Genomic DNA, 19887 nt, shown 5'->3' on the forward strand with positions numbered 1-19887 from the left:
CTCCGCAGCTTCTTCAATGCCCGATGGCGGTCAGTTCCCTTCGCCCACGTCGCATGAGCAAGGTGGCTGCGTGAGATGACTAGTCAAGGCGCTCTACCCGGACGGAGTCGATCGACCCGTTGAAGGGATTGTCATCCTTGTATTCAGGGCTCACCTGCGTGAGCGGGTCGAGCCCGACGTTGAAGTACTCACCTGTGGTCCACATGTATTTGACTGTCCGCTCGAGGCGATCTTTGGCAACGGTAGCTCCGTCGACGGTAAGGGTGACCTTTGCACCCTTACCGAACCCTCCGCCGTCGTAGTCAAAATTGAGCTGCACCTTATGGTCTCCGGCTGACAGAGCGTCATCCGCCCGAATGTGGTGGACGTCGACTCCAGCGAGATTATAGCAATAGGTGAGTCGGCCGTCTTTGAGATAGAGGGACCAACCGCTGAACTTGCCGCCTTGGGAGCAGAGGACGCCCTCGCCGCCGCCATCGGGCACCGAGAGACGCACGTCTATCGTGTGCGATCCGCCTATGAGGTTCGGCATTGCGTTCTGCCCGATACGGCGCGACTTCGCATGGAAGGTTGTGGCAGGGAACGCACGCCGCGCGGTCATGATTTTCTCTGACCGAGGTCGAGCATCAAGAGGCAACACGTTGTTCCTGGCCGCCTCCATCAAGAACAACTCTCTGAGTTTCCGCAATCGCTCGGGGTGCTCCGACGCGATGTTTACCGCTTGGCTCCAGTCCGAACGGAGGTCATACAATTCCCATTCATCTTGGTTGAACTCGGCCGATTCCCTCTTCTGGGAGTCCCAAGGTGTGGTATTTCCGTGATGCGTCCCGGCCAACCAACCCTCGTGGTAGATGCCCTGAGACGCGAACATCTCGAAATACTGCGTGGTGTGTCGATCCGCTGCGGCGGCATCATCGAAGCTGTACGTCATCGATACACCATCGATCCGTTGCTGAGGGACGCCGTCGACCACGCGCGGAGCCGGCACCCCTGCCGCTTCGAGGATGGTGGGCATGATGTCGTTGACGTGGTGGAACTGATTCCTCACGCCGTTGCCCTCAGCGATGCCGCGCGGCCAGTGAACGATCATGCCGTTGCGAGTGCCGCCGAAATGGGATGAAATCTGCTTCATCCAGGGATACGGAGTATTCAAGGCTTGCGCCCATCCAGCTGGATAGTGCGGCCAGGTATCCGGCCCACCCAGCTTGTCCGCCTGCGCTAGCGTGTCCTGCGCGCTCACGGGGAGACCTGATCTGTGCAGGAACTCGCTGGGAGTTCCGAGCGTCCCTCCCTCCGCAGAAGCGCCGTTGTCGCCGAGAATATAGAACACCAGAGTGTCTTCCAATGCCCCCATTTCATCAAGGGCATCCAGAAGCCGACCGACCTGCGCATCGGTGTGCTCGGCAAATCCGGCATACAGTTCCATGAGCATGCACGCTGCCTTGCGCTCATCGTCGTCAAGCTCGTCCCAGTGCGGCACAGTGTGCGGCCACGGCGCCAGAGAAGCGTCCGACGGAACGACTCCGAGAGCTTTCTGTCGTTCGAGAATCTGCTCACGAAACTTGTCCCAGCCCTCTTCGAACCTACCGCGGTAACGGTCGGCCCAGCCCGGAGGGACCTGGAGCGGTGAGTGCGTCGCCCCGAACGACAGGTAGGTCAGGAATGGCTTTCCGCGGCCCACCGAGCGTGTGTCCCGGATCCACGAAATCGCCTGGTCCACGAGATCTTCCGAGACATGGTAGCCCTCTTCTGGCGTTGCCGGAGGATCGATAGCCGTCGTCCCGTCCCACAGGGTCGGACGAAACTGATTGATCTCTCCCTCGAGAAACCCATAGAACTTTTCGAACCCCATTCCCGTGGGCCAGAGATCGAACGGGCCAACCGGCGTGATGTCTTCCTTGGGTGTCTCATGCGCTTTTCCGAAATACCCCGTTGCGTACCCGTTTTCCTTGAGCACGCGAGCAACGGTCGCGGCGCTTCTCGGGATTCTTCCTAGGTAGCCTGGCACCGGCGTCTTGTGGTCGACGATGGTCCCTACGTTGACTGCATGGTGGTTGCGACCAGTCAGGAGCGATGCACGTGTCGCCGAGCACACGGCTGTTGTATGGAATCGGTTGTAACGCAAGCCACCAGCCGCTAGCCGGTCAGCATTCGGCATCTCGCACGGACCGCCGAAGGCGGAGGACGCAGCGAAGCCCATATCGTCTAACAGGATGATGAGGACGTTCGGCGCGCCTTCCGGTGCTCCCACGGAGGGCTGGTACTCGAAAGGCGGGTCCTGGTCACGAATATCGATCGCCCGACCCGGCTCCTGCTCGCCCGGGACAATCGGCAGTGCGGTCCGGTCCCACATCATCTCATCACTCAATTTTTGCTCTCCTGCAATCGTGTGGCACATGGCTCTTTGCGCACGGAGTCGGTCAGATCGTCGTCCATGCCGGATCAACCAACTTTATGGTTGATCCGATGTTTAACGCAAGCTATCGTCTAGGGGCGGATCATCATGTTGAAAAAGTATCCCCGTCAGAGTCGACGAAACCGAAGGACGCACCGATTGTTCCAACGCCAATCCGCACGATGCGTATCGTGCACTTTCCCCGCTGCACCCGGCTCCGCGAATTCGCTGTCCGACGCTACGAACCGGATGTGGTGAATGCACCTCATCGAAGCAGCAAGCTGGGCCGTCTGCGTGGCGTCGCTCTCCACTCAGTCCCTCGGTGCGACGTCCGGCATGCCCACGGACGCAGCCGTCCGCGAGCTCCAGGGAGAGCACGCAGTGTCGACGGCCAGTAAGAGTGCTCGCCCAGACTCCTGCACCAGACCCGGGGAAGGAGCCCGTTGCAGGCCCCCCCACATCGGTAGCCCCGGCAACCTGCCTCGACCCGCGCCTGCCCGGCCTCGTGGAAGAGGCCTGCGTGGCTCCTGATCGAATCGTCCTCGAACTAACCGAACGGCAGCGCGTGAACGACTACGACTCCCTCGTCAGCGCCCTGATGCCCCTAAGGGAACTTGGACTGCGGGTAGCGGTCGATGACGCGGGCTCAGGCTTCTCCTCCATGCGCCACATCCTCGAACTCCGCCCCGACATCATCAAACTTGACCGCTCCGTTATCACCGGCATCCACGCCAACCCAGGACAGCGCGCACTCGGCGCCGCGATGGTCAAATTCGCCCCGGAAATAAGCGCCACGATTGTGGCCGAAGGAATAGAAACCGAAGCCTCGGCTTCAATGCCGGACAAGGCTACCTCCCCGGCCGCCCCACAACCCACATCGCCGACTGGGCTACATGGCGTGTACTGCCGGCAGGGTTTTCGACAGGCCTGATTCAGCTCTGACTGCTACCGTGCGTCGCGATAAGCCGCAACAAACCCAACGGCTTGCCGACGCCGATCATTTGCAGTCCAGGTGTCGGGCTTCGCGCATGAAGCGGGGCCCCTGGTACGGACAGGAATTCCGCAGCGGGGACTCAACCGAAGCCCGGCTGCTCAACTGCACCTTCGTACGCTCCTATTCCCGGCCAGGCTCTGCCCCGGCAAGGTGAGTGGGGCCGGTTCCGCGACGGCGTAAAGGGAGTTGAGTTGGCGGTAGAGGGTTCGGGCGATGTAGCGCTTGAGGGATCTGCGGATTTCCCGGTACCTAGCCTTCTTGGGTTCGTTTGGCGACGTAGTCCCGCTTTCCGGGGTCCTGGACCATCCGGGTCATGGTGATGGTGTGCAGGGCCCGGTTTAGGCGTCTATCACCGCCCCGGTTTAGCCTGTGCCGGACAGTGTTGCCGCTTGAGGCAGGCAAGGGATTGACCCCTGCCAGTGAGGCGAAGGCAGCTTCGCTGCGAACCCTGCCGGGATGCGCCCAAGCTGTTAGGACAGTAGCGACGGTGACAGCTCCGGCGCCCACCATCTCCAACAGTGGCGCAGCTGGGCTTTGCTGGATCAGCGCTGTCATGCGCTTCAGGTCGCGGCCAGCTGAGTGGTCAGTTCGAGAACGCGGCGCGCCAATCGGACTGCCTCCTCCCGGGCGATCGATAGTTCGATCGGTTCCTGTCGTTCCCGCCATCTGCTGATCGTGGCAATCTGGGCGGGAACCGGCGGTTTACGAGCGTCGATCCCAAGATCATGTGCCCGGAGCAAGGCAAGGAGTGCATTCGCATTCAATGTTCGGTCCCGGGCCAGTTGATCCCGTGCTGCGCTCAGGATCCTGAGTCCGGCACGGGTTCCTTCATCCCGGCGCGGAGCTCGAGAGCCGGGACTCCTCCAGGCCCAAAACAGCGGTTCCAATGGCCGCGGCGTCCAGCGGGTCGGATTTGCCGATCCCCCGGCGACCCCGGGCGTTCATCCGTGGAGCTTCGGCCACATCGTAGCCAGCGCCCGTTACTGCCCTGGCCAGACGTGCCCCATAAGAGCCGACACCCTCAATTGCCCATAGACAGGCCAGATCGCCGTCTGTCCTTCGGCCCACCCAGGCAAGTGGGCGGGAATCCCTGCCGGGGTGGTCGGGAATTGCTCGCCCCTCCTTCCTTTCGAACGGGCAAGAACGGCCGCAGGACGGCCGGTATTGAACCTGGGAAGAGTCACTTCGAGGCAAAGCTGTGATGAGCCACAACCTGCAAAGGCCGGGCAAGCTTCTAATCAAGCCACCGACGTGGGACAGGCCAACGCCGGCCGCTCCACCCAGTGCGGACAAGTCGGGGGAAACGCACCCTCAAGGGCAAGTTGTTTTTCGAGTCACGTACCAGGCAGAACGACCGGCATCAACACTGCCAGCTAGTCCCAGACCAACCACTGCAAGACTCACAGTTGTTTTTGAGCCCTCAAGGCCCGCAATTTTCCCAAATACGCCACTTCCGCCCGCAACCGCTCGTTCTCCCGCCGCAAGCGCTCCAGCTCGGATATCTCCGCCGGAGGTGGGGCGTCAGGTTTCCGAGGTCTACCTTTAGGCTTCGGGCGCAAGGCTTCCGCGCCTTCACGACGATAAGCCTGCGCCCACGTCCTCAGGAGCACCGGCGAGGACAAACCAACCTCCACTGCCAGATCCGTGGCGCTCCCACCCGCGATGAACCGTTCCACCAACGCGAGCTTGAAGTCGAACGAATACGACCGTTTCGTCGGTCTGGTCACCAGCGCTCCTTCACCATGGATCTTCCACCGCCGATGAAGCCTCTTGACAGGCCAGCGGGACACACCCAGCAAATTGGCTGTCGCCGCATCCGCAAGGCCTTTCTCAAACCACGCTACAGCGGCCAGGCGTTGATCCTCGGTTAACGAACTATTTGCACGCAAAACTGCTCCCCACAAGTTGTAACTGAATTTCTCAGTCCAACTTCTGGGGAGCAGTTCACCATGGCGCGGAGGCTCTTTTGCTGCCCGTGAGGAGGGGTCAGGTCCGGAGACCGGAGCGTCGCGGGATCAGTGGTTGACCGCCTTCTCGGCACCCACACCGGTGAGTGACCGGACCTCCATCTCGGCCTGCTTGGCAGTGTCTTCGCGCTTCTTGTCCAGGACGGTTCCGAGCCAGCCGAGCAGGAATGCCAGCGGGATGGACACAATGCCCGGGTTGCTCAGCGGGAACAGCGCGAAGTGGGCGTCCTTGATCATGGACGTCGCCCCGCCGGAAACCACCGGCGAGAAGATGATCAGCACAATCGCCGCACCCAGCCCGCCATACATGCTCCACACCGCACCCTGGGTGGTGAACCTCCGCCAGAACAGTGAGTAGATGATGGTGGGCAGGTTGGCCGAGGCAGCAACGGCGAACGCCAGGGCCACCAGGAACGCCACATTCTGCCCGTTGGCGAGGATGCCGCCCAGGATAGCAAGGATGCCGATGACCACCACGGTGCGCCGGGCCACCCGGACTTCAGTGTCGGCGTCGGCCTTGCCCTTGGCGATGACGTTGGCGTAGATGTCATGCGCGAAGGACGCCGCGGCGGTGATGGTCAGGCCGGCCACAACGGCGAGGATGGTGGCGAAGGCCACCGCCGAAATGAAGCCCAGCAGCAACGGGCCGCCCAGGTGGAAGGCCAGCAGGGGTGCCGCAGCGTTCACGCCGCCCGGCGCGGTCTTGATGGTGTCCGCACCCACCAGCGCGGCCGCACCGTAACCGAGCACCAGGGTGAAGAGGTAGAAGAGCCCGATCAGCCAGATGGACCACACGACGGACTTGCGGGCTTCCTTGGCGGTGGGGACCGTGTAGAAGCGCATCAGCACGTGCGGCAGGGCAGCAGTGCCCAGGACCAGCGCCAGGCCCAGGGACATAAAGTCCAGCTTGGACGTCTCGGTCTTGCCGTACTGCAGCCCGGGATTCAGGACGGCCGGGTTGTTGGCCGTCTCCACCGCACCACCCAGCAGGGCGGAGAGGTTGAAGCCATAGATGGCCAGGACCCAGAAGGTCATCACCGCGGCCCCCGCGATCAGCAGGATGGCTTTGATGATCTGCACCCACGTGGTGCCCTTCATGCCGCCGATGAGCACGTACATAATCATCAGGGCGCCGACGACGATGATCACCAATGCCTGTCCGCCCCAGTCGCTGATACCCAGGAGCAGGGAGATCAGGCTTCCGGCGCCGGCCATCTGGGCCAGCAGGTAGAAGAAGCAGACGGCGAGGGTGGAGATGGCGGCGGCGATGCGGACCGGCCGCTGCCTGAGCCGGAAGGACAGGACGTCCGCCATAGTGAACTTGCCCGTGTTTCGCAGGAGTTCGGCAACCAGCAGCAGCGCCACCAGCCAGGCCACCAGGAAGCCGATGGAGTACATAAAACCGTCGTAGCCGTTGATGGCGATGGCGCCGGTGATGCCCAGGAACGAGGCGGCCGAGAGGTAGTCGCCCGCGATGGCGGTTCCGTTCTGGGAGCCGGTGAAGGAGCGGCCGGCCGCGTAGTAGTCGGCGGCCGTCTTGTTGTTGCGGCTCGCGCGGAACACAATCACCATGGTCACGGCGACGAACAGGCCGAAAATGCCCATGTTCAGCAGGGTGGTGTCCTTCAGTGCGGCGACATCAACCGCTGCAAGTACGTTGATCATTTGTTGGCTCCGCCCACTCGCTTGCCGTGCTTATCAAATTCGTGGCCCTCGATCTCGTCCCGGATCTCCTTGGCGATGGGGTCTAGCCGCTTGTTGGAGTAGTGGACATACCAGCCGGTGATGGCAAACGTGGAGACGAACTGGAGTAGGCCGAGGATCAGGCCGATGTTGATGTTGCCCCAGACCTTGGTGGACATAAAGCCCACGGCGTAGTCCGCCAGCAGGACGTAGGCGAAGTACCACAGCAGGAATGCCACTGCCATGGGGAAGACAAAGCTGCGGTGACGCTTGCGCAGTTCCTGGAACTGCCCGGTCGACTGGACCTGTTCAAAGTCCACGGACGCCGCTGCGTCCGGAGTGTGGGCCTCGTTACCCATCGTTCCTCCTCATTGAGACTTGCCTTGACACACCCCATCCCGGACAGGGAAACCACAAGTGTGACTGCAATCACTTTGCTTTCCGGGATGCCCCAGATTCCATACCTGGGCCCGCCGGCGTCGCTCAACGGTCGGGATGCTGCGCCAAACGGCACCCGCCGCTACGCTGGGCACCATGCTGGACTCCCCCCTCCTGACCGCCGCCGCGGTGGCGGTCATCGCCATGGCCGTGGCCGTCGTCGTCGGCGTGGGGCTCAAGGTGCTCCGCTCCTTCCGGGACCTGGGCACCGACGCGGAGCGCGCCACCTACCACACCCTGCATGCGGCCTCCCAGGCGGGGCAGCACCTGCGCCGCGGCCTGAACCCGGCCGGCGCGGCCAAAGCCAGCCGGCACCTGCGGACGCTGCTGGGCTGCGAGGCCCTGGCCATCACTGACACCACCGGGGTCCTGGCATGGGACGGCGCAGCGGAGGAACTGAAGCCGCACGTGATGCGCCTCGCGGAAGGGGTGCTTGCCGGCGGCCGGACAGTGGTGTTGCCCGCCGGGAGCCCGACGTCGGCGGACGGCGCACCGACTGAGGGGACGGGTGGGCCACTTGCTGCGGTGATTGCGCCGGTGCGTGCGGGAACTGGCGTGGTGGGGGCGGTGGCGGCTTTTGCGCCGTCGGCGGGTGCTGGACTGGTCCGGGCCACCAGCGAGGTGGCGGACTGGGTGGCCGTCCAGGTGGAGCTGGCCGAGCTGGACGCATCCCGCACCCTGCTCATGGAGGCCGAGGTCCGGGCCCTGCGTGCGCAGATCAGTCCCCACTTCATCTACAACTCATTGAACGCCATCGCATCCTTCATCAACACCGACCCCGCCCGCGCCCGGGAACTGGTGGTGGAGTTCGCCGATTTCACCCGCTACTCCTTCCGGCGCCACGGCGACTTCACCACCCTCGCTGAGGAACTCCGCTGCATTGACCGGTACCTGCTCCTGGAGCGTGCCCGGTTCGGCGAGCGTGTGCAGGTCAGCCTGCGGGTGGCGCCCGAAGTCCTGAGCACGGTCATCCCCTTCCTCAGCCTGCAGCCGCTCGTGGAGAACGCGGTGCGGCACGGGCTGGAGGCCAAAGAGGGTCCGGGGCATATCAGCATCACCGCCAACGACGCCGGAGCGTACGCCGAAGTGACCATCGAGGACGACGGCGTGGGCATGGATCCTGCCCAGCTGCAGTCCACCCTGGCCGGCCATACCGATGGTGTCCATGTGGGGCTGCGGAACGTGGATGCCCGCCTCCGCCAGGTCTACGGCAACGACCACGGGCTGGTCATCGAGACGGCGCCCGGGGAGGGAACGATGATCACCATGCGCGTGCCCAAGTCCCAGCCCGGCCACGATGCCTGAATCAACCGGTGGGGCCGCGGAAAGCTAATCTAGGAAGATGATTAACGTCCTCGTCGTCGATGATGAGCTGCCCGCCGTCGAGGAACTGGCGTTCCTGCTGGGCCGTGACGACCGTATCGGCACCGTCCAGCGGGCCACCTCCGGCAGCGAGGCCCTCCGGGCGCTGGCCACGGGCCAGATTGACGCTGTTTTCCTGGACATCCACATGCCGGCCGTGTCCGGCCTGGATATTGCCCGCGCCATCAGCGGAAGCAGGAATCCCCCGGCGGTGGTGTTTGTCACCGCGGACGAGGACCACGCGCTGAAGGCCTTCGAACTCGCCGCCGTGGACTACCTCCTCAAGCCGGTCCGTGCCGAACGGCTGGCACGGTCAGTGGGCCGCATCAGTGAACTGCGCGACGGCGGTAGCGCACCGGAGATGATCACGGTGGACCAGGGCGGGACCACCCGGATGATCCGCCGTGATGATGTCACGTACGTCCAGGCGCAGGGTGATTATGCGCGGCTTCACACCGCTGACGCGAGCTACCTGATCAGGGTTCCGCTGGCCGATCTTGAACAGCAGTGGGCGGACGCCGGGTTCATCCGGACCCACCGCTCCTATCTCGTCGCCCTGAAGCATGTCACCTCCATGAAGCTGGCAGCGGACGGGCCCAGCGTCACCGTCGCCGGGGCCGGACTGCCCATCAGCCGCCGCCACCTGCCAACCGTCCGGGAGAAGCTGGGCGCCACCCGGATCAGGCCGCACGCATGACCAGGGTTCGTGTGACAGCTCCGCGCTCAGCGGCACTCCCTGCGGTGGAAAGCCGGGAAGCGGCTCAGGCCTCCGAGGTGGGGCAGGTGTTCGTCAGGTCCCTGATCCGCTCCCAGCTGCGGCTTGCCCTGGTGGTGGCCGGCGGGTTCCTGCTGATCCTCGCCGCCTTCCCGCTGCTGCTCGCCGTCGTACCGGGCTTGTCGGAGACCCGCATCGTGGGGATCCCCTTTAATTGGCTTCTCCTCGGGGCGGGCATCTATCCGCTGATCGGGCTGAGTGCCTGGTTCTACGTCCGGACCGCAGCCCGCAACGAAGCACGCTACCGGGACCTGGCCGGTGACCAGTGAACGGGGAACCCGGCAATCCGCAGTGAACCCGGGCAGGGCACCATCGAGCCGGGACCAGTGACGGCAGCATGAATCCAGGCGTCGCCATCGCCGCGCTCGCAGTGGTCTCCGTGGCCACGGCGGTGATCGGCTTCTACGGGCTGCGGATCTCCCGCACCACAGGTGATTTCTACGTCGCTTCCCGGACCGTCCGGCCCTGGTGGAATGCCTCGGCGATCGGCGGCGAATACCTCTCCGCCGCAAGCTTCCTGGGAGTTGCCGGGCTCATCCTGCTCTCCGGCACGGACGCATTGTGGTTTCCCGTGGGCTACACCGCCGGATACCTGATGCTGCTGCTGTTTGTTGCTGCCCCGCTGCGCCGGTCGGGGGCGTACACCATTCCGGACTTCACCGAAGCCAGGCTGGACTCACGGGTTGTCCGGAAGGTCACCAGCCTCGTGGTGGTCGTCGTGGGCTGGCTCTACATTGTGCCGCAGCTCCACGGCGCCGCCCTGACCATCCGCATCACCACCGGCCTGCCCTCCTGGGTGGGATCGGTGGCGGTGGTGATTGTGGTCTGCCTGACGGTCGTGGCAGGCGGCATGCGTTCCATCACCTTCGTGCAGGCTTTCCAGTACTGGCTCAAGCTCACGGCCCTGGCCGTCCCTATCCTGTTCATTATTTTTGTGCTGGCCGGTACGGGAACACCGGCACTGTCCGCTCCTGCCGTGAACCCCACCGGGCTGGCCTCTTCGGGGGCGTACCAGAACGTGTCGCTGCTGGTGGCCCTGCTCTTCGGCACCCTGGGTTTGCCGCACGTCCTGGTCCGCTTCTACACGAACCCGGACGGGCAGTCGGCCCGGCGCACCACGGTGATCGTCCTTGGCCTGTTGTCCGTGTTCTACCTGTTTCCCACCGCGTACGGGCTGGTGGCCCGGATGTTTGCCCCCGGCCTGGCCCGCACCAACCAGGCGGACGCCCTGGTCCTGCTCCTGCCAGGCGAACTGGTGGGCGGCACCGCCGGAGACCTGCTCTCGGCCCTGGTGGTGGCCGGCGCTTTTGCCGCCTTCCTGTCCACTACCTCCGGCCTGGTGGTCTCGCTGGCCGGCGTCATCAGCCAGGACGTCCTGGGCGGCGAAGTGGGCGGCTTCCGGCTCGCGGCGGTAGTCTCCGCCGTCGTGCCGCTGGGCTTCGCCTTTATGACCGATTCGATGGCCCTGGCCGGCAGCGTGGGCCTGGTTTTTGCGTTCACCGCCTCCACGGTGTGCCCGGTGCTCCTGCTGGGGATCTGGTGGCGGGGGCTTACCGACGCCGGCGCGATCGCCGGGATGGTGACGGGCGGGCTTCTGTGCGGCGGGGCGATGATTGCCGGTGCCCTGGCGGGAGCTGCGAACCTCGCGCCCTGGCTGGCGCAGCCGGCGGCGTGGACCGTGCCCACGGCCTTCGCCGTGATGGTGGTCGTCTCGCGGGCCACTGCGCACAGAATCCCTGCAACAATGGCCCGGGTCATGACGCGGCTGCACACCCCGGAAAGGCCGCTGGCCACGGAACGCTGATTCCGCCGTCGGCCGCCCTTACAATTCCCAAGGCTCCTTTTTCCTCGCGCTGATGCCAGTGATGGGAGAGAATTGCGCCATGTCCATCGAGGGCGAAAGCCCGTCCGGCGCACCGGCCGAAGTCCCCCCGTCCGTGCGGGCGCAGCTGCTGGCCACTGAGCATTGGGGCCTGCTTGCCTCCCGCAGCACCACCCAGAGCGAGGTGCTGACCCGGATCAGCATGTTCCTCACCTTTACGTCGGCGAGTGTGGTGAGTGTTGCGCTGGTAGGGCAGGCCACGGGTTTTTCCGATGCCTTTGTCCTGCTGGCCGTGGTTGTCCTGTTCATCGACTCGGCGATTGGGCTCCTGACCCAGCTCCGGGTAATGAACGTCGCCTACGAGGACCTGATGTACGTCACCGCCATGAACAGGCTGCGCGCGGCCTACGTGGACCTGGATCCCGGGGTGGCACCGTACCTCATGGCGGCGCACCACGACGACGAGGCCGGTTCCAGGCAGACCTACTACTTCTTCGGCGCCAGGGGAAGCTTCAGCCAAGTGGCTGGCAGCAGCATGATCTTCATGACGACGGCGAACGCTACCTTGATTGCCATCCTGGCGGGACTGCTGGTGACGCTGGCAGGCGCCGGTACGGCAGTGGCCACGGTGACAGGCGCCGTGTGCGGAGCGGGTTTCCTCGCCGTGTCCGTCCTGCGCGGGGGCCGACGCTACCGCAGTCTATGGCGCCGCTTCACGCCGCTCTCCCCCACGCCCCCGGATAAGGGCTGAACGCCTCAGTCGATGGCTGCCATCAGTTCAACCACCCGGTCCAGGAAGGCGTCCACCTGGGTTTCCTCGTAGCCGTCCTTGCCTGACGCGGGACGGAAAACTGCCCGGCGGACGTTGTCCACGCTCAGCGGCTTGTCCTGTTCAAGGTACGCGATGAGCTCATGGCACAGCCTGTCCACGTCGGTGGTGTTGTAGCTGCGGGCCTTCTTCTTGGCGGGCCGGCGGAACCGCTCACCGTCAGGGCGGTGCAGGCGGCCGCGAAGGATGCCGGACAGGTTTCCGATTTCGCGCAGCCACGCCTCCTCGCCCTGCGCCGCAATCAGCTCGTCGCGTTCGCGGCGGGCAAAGGCGTCCTCGAGGCGGTCCAGGGCCGCGTCCACAACCGCAGCGGAATAACCGCCCTTCACCGGATCAAAGGAGACCGCCCGGACATCCGAGCTGTTGACGGGGTGCGCCGCGGCCTCCGGGGTTTCGAGGGAAACCCGCGCCCGCTGCAGGAACTGGTCCACCTGCTTGGCGTTGTAGCCATATTCGCTGCGCTGCACGCGCTCAAAGGACGCAGGGATCTGCCGATGAATGTCCAATGCCACTGTGATTCCTTCAATGCTCTTCCGCCGTATCGCTTCCGCCCAGTCTAGGGGCGGCCGGATCCGGCAAGGGTTTGTGTCAGGCTAAGTCCGCGTCAGGCTCCGGCGACGAGCCCGTACAGGATAAACACCACCGGGGAGGCGAAGACGATGGAGTCGAGCCGGTCCATCACGCCGCCGTGTCCGGGCAGGATGCTGCTCATGTCCTTGACGCCGAGTTCGCGCTTGACCATGGATTCGGCGAGGTCGCCGGCGGTGGAAGCCGCCACAGTTCCTACCGCCAGGATGATGCCCACCCACCAGGGTTTATCCAGCACGAAGAGGCAGGCGAGGACGCCGATCAGCATGGCACCGGCGATGGAACCGGCGAATCCTTCCCAGGACTTCTTCGGGCTGATCTTCGGGGCCATGGGATGCTTTCCCAGGGAGGCTCCCACCAGGTAGCCGAAGGTGTCGTTGGATACCACCAGCAGCAGCATCACCGCCACCTGCCACGCGCCGTCGGGAATGGTCCCGCCCGGCCAGAGACCCAGCGGGGTGGCGCCTCCTGCGGCATGCAGCGGAAGGGCGGCGAAACTGATAAAAAACGGCACCCAGCCCAGGGTGAACACACCGGCGAAGATGCTGTTGGCGGAGCCCGCAGCGCTTTCCACCGACCGCCACAGCAGGACGGCCACCGAGCTGAGCAGCATGGCGAAGAGCAGGCTCTCAATGCCGCCGAGGTAGGCGCAGAACGGCATGGCCACTGTGCCCGTCATCACTGGAACGATCGGCATCCGGGTGCCGTTCGATTCCAATGCCCGGTAGATTTCCCAGACACCGAAGACGGCAAACGTGGTGGTCACCGCCACAAACCCAAGCGGAAGGAAAAGCAGGCCGCCCAGCACCGCGAACAGCATGGCCAGGCCCACCACCACCGCGGCCGGCAGGTTACGCCCGGCCTTTGGTGTTGGATTGCTCCTGGGCTGCTTCCCCCGTGTGCGCGCCCGTTGTGCCGGGGCCTGTTCTGCCTGGCCCATCAGACTTCGAGCAGCTCTGCTTCCTTGCGCTTGAGCAGCTCGTCGATGCCGTCCACGTGGGCCTTGGTGATGCCGTCCAGTTCCTTTTCGGCGCGGGTGCCCTCGTCCTCGCCGGCTTCCCCGTCCTTGACCAGGCGGTCCAGGGTTTCTTTCGCCTTGCGGCGGATGTTGCGGATGGAGATCTTGGCGTCCTCGCCCTTGGTCTTGACGATCTTGACGTATTCCTTGCGGCGTTCCTTGGTCAGTTCCGGAATGGTGATCCGGATGACGTTGCCGTCGTTGGACGGGTTGGCGCCCACCTCGGAGTCGCTCAGCGCGCGTTCGATGTCGCGCAGTGCCGTCTTATCGAACGGGGTGATGAGGATGGTGCGTGCATCCGGGATAGCAAAGGATGCGAGCTGCTGCAGCGGTGTGGGGGAACCGTAGTAGTCCACCAGGACCTTGTTGTAGAGCCCCGGGTTGGCCCGGCCGGTGCGGATGGAAGCGAAGTCTTCCTTGGCTACCTCAACGGCCTTGTCCATCTTGTCTTCGGCTTCGAGCAAGGTTTCTTCTATCACGGTCTCTCCTGACGGTTCTGGTGCAGTCCGGGGCGCCTGCTCCGTGCACGTGGTTCTCGGTTGCTGTTTTCCGCCCCCGGTCCCGTAAGACGGGGGCGGAACTGTCCTGAAAACATCCTAGCCGTAGCTAGGCGGTGACCAGCGTGCCGAGCTTTTCACCCAGGATGGCGCGGGTGACATTGCCCTCACCCTCCATGCCAAAGACCACCATGGAGAGGTTGTTGTCCTTGCACATGGTCATGGCGGTCTGGTCCATCACACGGATGTCGCGGCGCAGGGCGTCGTCGTAGCTGAGCGTTTCGAGCCGCTCTGCTGAGGGGTCCTTCTTGGGATCGGCCGTGTACACGGCGTCCACGCCGCTCTTGGCCATCAGGACGACGTCGGCATGGACTTCGAGGGCGCGCTGGGCGGCAACAGTATCGGTGGAGAAGTACGGGAGCCCGGCGCCTGCACCGAAGATGACCACACGGCCTTTTTCCATGTGCCGGATGGCGCGGCGGGGAATGTACGCTTCAGCCACCTGGCCCATGGTGATGGCGCTCTGGACCCGGGTTTCGACGCCGGCCTGCTCCAGGAAGTCCTGCAGTGCCAGGCAGTTCATCACGGTTCCGAGCATGCCCATGTAGTCGGCCCGGGAACGGTCCATGCCGCTTTGGGACAGCTCGGCGCCGCGGAAGAAGTTGCCGCCGCCCACCACGATGGCCACTTCCACCTCGGGAACTGCGGCGGCGATCTGCTTGGCGACGTCGCGGACGGTCTCCGGGTCAACGCCCAGCTTCCCGCCGCCGAAAACCTCGCCGGAGAGCTTCAGGAGGACCCGGCGTCGACTTTTCTCTGGCTGCAATACAGTGTTGACGGCTTCCATGATGCCTTCCGGTTGGGGGTCTGAAAAAAGATTATCCTGCTTGGGCCGATGCTCGGAACTGGCCCGTTGCATGCAAAAGGGGCGGCCACCGAAGTGGCCACCCCCTTGCAGTACCGGCTAGGAGCCGACGCGGAAACGCGTGAACGCAGTTCCCTTGACACCGGCCTCTTCGAGGACCTGTGCCACGGACTTCTTGGCGTCCTTGGCGAATGCCTGGTCAACCAGCACCTCACCCTTGTAGAAGCCGGTCACGCGGCCTTCCACAATCTTGGTGAGTGCGGCTTCGGGCTTGCCCTCGGCCTTTGCGGTCTCTTCGGCGATGCGGCGCTCGGACTCAACCAGGTCGGACGGAACGTCCTCGCGGGTCAGGTAGTTCGGGGCCATGGCAGCGATGTGGACTGCAACGTCGTGGGCGGCGGTGGCAGCAGCTTCGCCTTCACCGTCGACGGCGAACAGCACGCCAACCTGGGCCGGGAGGTCCTTGGAGGTCTTGTGCAGGTAGGCGTCAACCGTTGCACCCTCAACGCGGGAGATGCGGCGGACAACAACCTTTTCGCCCAGGACGGCGCCTTCTTCGACGACGACCTCGGAGAGCGGCTTGCCGTCAACTTCGGTGGCCAGCAGGGTCTCGAGATCGGCTGCGCCGGACTCGACGGCAACGGCCAGGACCTTGTCGGCCAGCTGGATGAACTTGTCGGCCTTGGCCACGAAGTCGGTCTCGCAGTTGACTTCGATCATCACGCCGACGCCGTTGCTGACCTTTGCGGCCACCAGGCCTTCAGCAGTGGAGCGGCCTTCGCGCTTGGTAGCGCCCTTGAGGCCCTTGATGCGGATGATTTCGATGGCCTTCTCGGCGTCACCGTTGGCTTCGTCAAGAGCCTTCTTGACGTCCATCATGCCGGCGCCGGTGCGCTCGCGCAGGGCCTTGATGTCCGCGGCAGTGTAGTTCGCCATGTGAACCCCTCTGTCTAGAAATGTGTTGTGGTGTACGGACCGACAGGACGGCAGCCCACGAAAATGGGCCGCCATCCTGTCAGCTGCTCCGGCGCCGCACGCGGCACCGGGAAATCCGGATGTACTTGTGTTACTTGGCGTCTTCAGCCGGAGCTTCGGCAACCGGAGCTGCTTCTGCGGCGGGAGCCTCGGCAGCAGCCGGGGCTTCCTCGGCAGCGGGAGCGGCGGCCTCTTCAGCCTTGCTGCCCTCGAGGAGTTCGCGCTCCCACTCGGCCAGGGGCTCTTCCGGAGCTTCCGTGGCGCCGGTGCCGCGGTTGTTGCGGGCGATGAGGCCTTCGGCAACGGCGTCGGCAACAACGCGGGTCAGGAGGTTCACGGAGCGGATGGCGTCGTCGTTGCCCGGGATCGGGAAGTCGACCTCGTCCGGATCGCAGTTGGTGTCCAGGATGGCCACAACCGGGATGTTCAGCTTCTTGGCCTCATCAACGGCGAGGTGTTCCTTCTTGGTGTCCACGATCCAGAGCACGGAGGGTGCCTTGGTCAGGTTGCGGATACCGCCGAGGTTGGACTCGAGCTTGGTGAGTTCACGCTTGAGGAGCAGGAGCTCCTTCTTGGTGTAAGCGGAGCCGGCGACGTCGTCGAAGTCGATCTCTTCGAGTTCCTTCATGCGCTGGATGCGCTTGGCGACGGTCTGGAAGTTGGTCAGCATACCGCCGAGCCAACGCTGGTTCACGTACGGCTGGCCCACGCGGGTTGCCTGCTCGGCAATTGCTTCCTGGGCCTGCTTCTTGGTACCGACGAAGAGCACGGTGCCGCCGTGTGCAACGGTGGCCTTCACGAACTCGTAGGCGCGGTCGATGTAGGACAGCGACTGCTGCAGGTCAATGATGTAGATGCCGTTGCGCTCGGTGAAGATGAAGCGCTTCATCTTCGGGTTCCAACGGCGGGTCTGGTGTCCAAAGTGGACGCCGCTGTCAAGCAGCTGGCGCATAGTTACGACGGGCATGCCGACGCTCCTTCCGGCAGGTCATTCATGAGAAACCCCTGGGGCTTCTTACCCTGCCATAGTTGACGGTTGATTAGCGTGGCCCGGGCGGGCCGTGCTCCTGGCGTCCATCGTGCTTCCCATCAGGACCGTGGTCCTGACCGCAGGAAGTCCGATCCTCCAAAGAGGGCTGGACGCGCGTAGTCAGCCGCCGCTCCCCCACACTCCTGAATGAGATGTGCCGACGCAGGCCGGACAGGGGCATATACCGTAGGAAGAACCTTTGGGATAGACGCTGGACGGAAAGCGTTGAGGGCGCAGCAAACTGCTCCATCAAGTGTACTACAGGCCCCCGCACGCGGAGGACATGCAGAAAGGTTCGGACGACGGCGTCGACGTGCTTTTTCCACATACGGGAACCTGGCCCTGCCGGCAGCTTTTCAACCCGCGCACGCTGGATTCATGAAACCATCGGCACTGCTTGCGGCCCTGCTCCTGCTGCCCGCCTCCTTGGCCCCGGCCGGGGAGGTACTGGCGTTCGACCCGGCACCCTCCACTGCAGCGCCACAGACGGAAGTTTCCGCCCCTGTCGCAGCGCCTTCCTGGAGGTGGCCGCTCGCCCCGCGCCCCAACGTGCTGCGGGATTTTGATCCGCCGCCCAAGCCCTGGCTCAGCGGTCACCGCGGTGTAGACCTGGGGGCAGTGTCCGACGGCGTAGAGGTCACCTCGCCGGCGGCGGGCACCGTCAGCTTCGTGGGCGTGGTGGTGGACCGGCCGGTGATCACCGTAGACCACGGCAACGGATTACGCAGCAGCTTCGAACCCGTGGAGAGTACCTTGACCGCCGGCAGCGTGGTAGCCGCCGGGCAGGTGCTCGGGACGCTTGTGCCAGGCCACTGCGCCGCCGCGTTCTGTGTGCACTGGGGCGTCCGGCGCGGCGACGACTACGTCAATCCTCTGCAGTTCGTGATGGACCTGCGGCCGTCCATCCTGCTGCCGCTGGGCTAGCAGGCAGCAAGCAAACACCAGCCGGAGGCCAGAAGCCGGGCCACACGCCTGATCAGACGATGGCGGAAATTCCCGTGATCGCCCGGCCTGTCACCAGGGTGTTGATCTCGTGGGTTCCCTCGTACGAGTAGATGGCTTCGGCGTCCGCGAAGATCTTTGCCATCTCAAAGTCAGTCACGATCCCGTTGCCGCCCAGGATGTTCCTGCCGATGGCCACGCTTTCACGCATCCTGGCCGTGGTGAAGGCCTTCGCCAAGGCGGACTGCTCGTCCTTCGCCTCGCCGGCATCCTCAAGCTGGGAGAGCCGGACCATCATGCCCATGGAGCTGACGGCATTGCCCAGGATCTGCACGAGCTGGCTCTGGACCAGCTGGAAAGATGCAAGGGGCCGGCCGAACTGGTGGCGCTCCACCGCGTACCGGCGCGCCACGTCGAAGGCTGCCAGCTGCTGGCCCACGGCCTGCCAGGCGACCCCAAGGCGGGTGACCTTGAGGACTTTGTTGACGTCACGGAAGCTGTTGGCGTGCGCCAGCTTGTAAAAGTCCGGGACCACCACGTTTTCCAGGGTGATGTCGGCGTTCTGAACCGTCCGGAGGGCGATCTTGTTCTCGATCTTCGCCGCGCTGAAGCCCTCCAGCGTGGTGTCCACCAGGAACCCTTTAACCTGGTTGTCGTCCAAGTCGCGTGCATAAATGACCACCCAGTCGGAGAAGGTGGCGTTACCAATCCAGCGCTTGGCGCCGTTGAGGATCCAGGAGTCCCCCTCGCGCTTGGCAGTGGTGCGGGTCCCGCCGGCCACATCCGATCCCCCCAGCGGTTCGGTCAGGCCGAAAGCCCCGATTTTCCGAAGTGAATAGATGTCGGGAAGCCAGGCGTCCTTTTGCTCCTGGGAGGCCAGGGCTTCGATGGAACCGGTAAAGAGTCCGTCGTGCACACCCATAAAGGTGGAGATGGAAGCGTCGGCACGGGTCACCTCGGCGTGCATCAGGCCGGCGAAGAGGTTGGAGTGGCCTTGCCGCCGGACCGGGCTGACCAGGTCGATGTCGGCGAGCTTCGGAATCAGCTCCATGGGGAATTCGCCACGGTTCCAGCAGTCCACGGCGATGGGCTTGACCTCGCGGGCCAGGAAGTCCCTGACCTCCGCCAGCCGGTCCTGCTCTTTTGCGCTCAGCATCTGTTCGAAGGCATAGAAGTCGCCGTCGGCGTAGGGCAGGCTGAGGTTGGAATCGGACGTGGACATGGTTACCTCGCAAGTGATCAGCGGTGACCGGGGCTCGCGGAATGAGCACGGTATGTTACTGGTCAGTAACATACCGCATCTGGGGCTCTTATGAAAGGCCGGTATAAGGACATGCCTCCTCCCCCAAACGCCCCATCACCTCCTGCAGCATCCACCCCAACGCCCCATCACCTCCTGCAGGTTTTGGAGCATGGCTCTATCACTTGGAGGATGGGCTCGACGGCGGCCTCGCCAGGCACGCGTTCGGCCCCACCGAGGGAAGCTCCAAACACTGATGGGGCGTTGGCCGGAATGTTGCGGGGGGTGATGGGGCGTTGGCCGGAATGTTGCGGGGGGTGATGGGGCGTTGCCAGGAACAGTGCGGGAGGTGATGGGGCGTTCGCCGGAATGTTGCGGGACGTGATGGGGCGTCCCTGTTTTGGCCGCAAGAAAGAAAAACCGCGGCCGGCGATGTGCACCGGCCGCGGTTTCCGGGGTGTTGAAAG

General features: G+C 64.3%; 19 protein-coding genes. 7 read left to right on the plus strand and 12 right to left on the minus strand.

From position 1 onward, the window contains the following. Positions 1 to 79: 79 nt before the first annotated feature. Complete coding sequence (locus tag BMX78_RS07230; RefSeq protein WP_170850726.1) at positions 80 to 2368, minus strand: arylsulfatase; 2289 nt, start codon at positions 2366 to 2368, stop codon at positions 80 to 82. A 547-nt stretch (positions 2369 to 2915) separates the two neighbouring features. Between BMX78_RS07230 and BMX78_RS07235 the strand changes: the two genes are divergently transcribed. Beyond that, positions 2916 to 3326, plus strand: coding sequence for an EAL domain-containing protein (locus BMX78_RS07235; protein WP_502686277.1), 411 nt, complete (start codon positions 2916 to 2918; stop codon positions 3324 to 3326). A 312-nt stretch (positions 3327 to 3638) separates the two neighbouring features. On the opposite strand, the gene BMX78_RS07240 is transcribed toward BMX78_RS07235, so the two are convergent. The 4 genes from BMX78_RS07240 to BMX78_RS07255 all read right to left on the minus strand — a co-directional run bounded on the left by BMX78_RS07240 (position 3639) and on the right by BMX78_RS07255 (position 7398). Beyond that, positions 3639 to 3944, minus strand: coding sequence for a transposase (locus tag BMX78_RS07240; RefSeq protein WP_170850728.1), 306 nt, complete (start codon positions 3942 to 3944; stop codon positions 3639 to 3641). 845 nt (positions 3945 to 4789) lie between these two features. Beyond that, positions 4790 to 5116 (minus strand): helix-turn-helix domain-containing protein, encoded by a 327-nt coding sequence (locus BMX78_RS23055; RefSeq protein WP_170850729.1) that lies wholly within the window; start codon positions 5114 to 5116, stop codon positions 4790 to 4792. Positions 5117 to 5404: 288 nt separating this feature from the next. After that, positions 5405 to 7021, minus strand: coding sequence for a monocarboxylic acid transporter (locus BMX78_RS07250; protein WP_091418212.1), 1617 nt, complete (start codon positions 7019 to 7021; stop codon positions 5405 to 5407). Next, positions 7018 to 7398, minus strand: a complete 381-nt coding sequence (locus tag BMX78_RS07255) for a DUF485 domain-containing protein (protein ID WP_091418213.1) — start codon at positions 7396 to 7398, stop codon at positions 7018 to 7020. Before BMX78_RS07255 ends, BMX78_RS07250 begins: the two co-directional genes overlap by 4 nt. 175 nt (positions 7399 to 7573) lie before the next feature. On the opposite strand from BMX78_RS07255, the gene BMX78_RS07260 reads away from it, so the two are divergent. The 5 genes from BMX78_RS07260 to BMX78_RS07280 all read left to right on the plus strand — a co-directional run bounded on the left by BMX78_RS07260 (position 7574) and on the right by BMX78_RS07280 (position 12187). Beyond that, a complete protein-coding gene (locus BMX78_RS07260) occupies positions 7574 to 8782 on the plus strand; it encodes a sensor histidine kinase (protein ID WP_091418513.1) in 1209 nt (402 codons plus the stop codon). Positions 8783 to 8819: 37 nt separating this feature from the next. Then, positions 8820 to 9536 (plus strand): LytR/AlgR family response regulator transcription factor, encoded by a 717-nt coding sequence (locus BMX78_RS07265; RefSeq protein WP_091418215.1) that lies wholly within the window; start codon positions 8820 to 8822, stop codon positions 9534 to 9536. Then, entirely contained in the window at positions 9533 to 9883 is a 351-nt protein-coding gene (locus BMX78_RS07270) for a DUF485 domain-containing protein (protein ID WP_091418217.1), read from the plus strand. The genes BMX78_RS07265 and BMX78_RS07270 overlap by 4 nt, the downstream gene beginning before the upstream one ends. A 68-nt stretch (positions 9884 to 9951) precedes the next feature. After that, positions 9952 to 11418, plus strand: a complete 1467-nt coding sequence (locus tag BMX78_RS07275) for a sodium/solute symporter (protein WP_091418219.1) — start codon at positions 9952 to 9954, stop codon at positions 11416 to 11418. 79 nt (positions 11419 to 11497) lie between these two features. After that, entirely contained in the window at positions 11498 to 12187 is a 690-nt protein-coding gene (locus BMX78_RS07280) for a hypothetical protein (protein WP_091418221.1), read from the plus strand. Positions 12188 to 12192: 5 nt separating this feature from the next. On the opposite strand, the gene BMX78_RS07285 is transcribed toward BMX78_RS07280, so the two are convergent. From BMX78_RS07285 to rpsB, 6 genes are all read right to left on the minus strand, one after another. Further along, the gene (locus BMX78_RS07285) at positions 12193 to 12777 is read right to left on the minus strand and encodes a DivIVA domain-containing protein (RefSeq protein ID WP_091418223.1); all 585 of its coding nucleotides are present in this window, start codon (positions 12775 to 12777) and stop codon (positions 12193 to 12195) included. A 92-nt stretch (positions 12778 to 12869) separates the two neighbouring features. Beyond that, on the minus strand, positions 12870 to 13793 hold the full coding sequence (locus tag BMX78_RS07290; protein ID WP_091418224.1) for a phosphatidate cytidylyltransferase: 924 nt from the start codon (positions 13791 to 13793) through the stop codon (positions 12870 to 12872). Then, the gene (gene frr, locus BMX78_RS07295) at positions 13793 to 14350 is read right to left on the minus strand and encodes a ribosome recycling factor (protein WP_091418226.1); all 558 of its coding nucleotides are present in this window, start codon (positions 14348 to 14350) and stop codon (positions 13793 to 13795) included. Before frr ends, BMX78_RS07290 begins: the two co-directional genes overlap by 1 nt. 127 nt (positions 14351 to 14477) lie before the next feature. Further along, on the minus strand, positions 14478 to 15215 hold the full coding sequence (pyrH, locus tag BMX78_RS07300; protein WP_091418227.1) for a UMP kinase: 738 nt from the start codon (positions 15213 to 15215) through the stop codon (positions 14478 to 14480). Positions 15216 to 15332: 117 nt separating this feature from the next. Beyond that, the gene (gene tsf, locus BMX78_RS07305; RefSeq protein WP_009357886.1) at positions 15333 to 16169 is read right to left on the minus strand and encodes a translation elongation factor Ts; all 837 of its coding nucleotides are present in this window, start codon (positions 16167 to 16169) and stop codon (positions 15333 to 15335) included. A 130-nt stretch (positions 16170 to 16299) separates the two neighbouring features. Further along, entirely contained in the window at positions 16300 to 17175 is an 876-nt protein-coding gene (rpsB, locus tag BMX78_RS07310) for a 30S ribosomal protein S2 (protein WP_091418229.1), read from the minus strand. Between the two features lie 441 nt (positions 17176 to 17616). Here rpsB and BMX78_RS07315 point away from each other — a divergent pair, with 441 nt between their 5' ends. Then, positions 17617 to 18162, plus strand: coding sequence for a M23 family metallopeptidase (locus BMX78_RS07315; protein WP_091418230.1), 546 nt, complete (start codon positions 17617 to 17619; stop codon positions 18160 to 18162). 52 nt (positions 18163 to 18214) lie between these two features. Here BMX78_RS07315 and BMX78_RS07320 read toward each other — a convergent pair whose 3' ends face one another. Next, positions 18215 to 19402, minus strand: a complete 1188-nt coding sequence (locus BMX78_RS07320; protein WP_091418232.1) for an acyl-CoA dehydrogenase family protein — start codon at positions 19400 to 19402, stop codon at positions 18215 to 18217. Between the last annotated feature and the right edge of the window lie 485 nt (positions 19403 to 19887).

Source organism: Arthrobacter sp. OV608, from assembly GCA_900110595.1.
Taxonomy (GTDB): Bacteria; Actinomycetota; Actinomycetes; order Actinomycetales; family Micrococcaceae; genus Arthrobacter.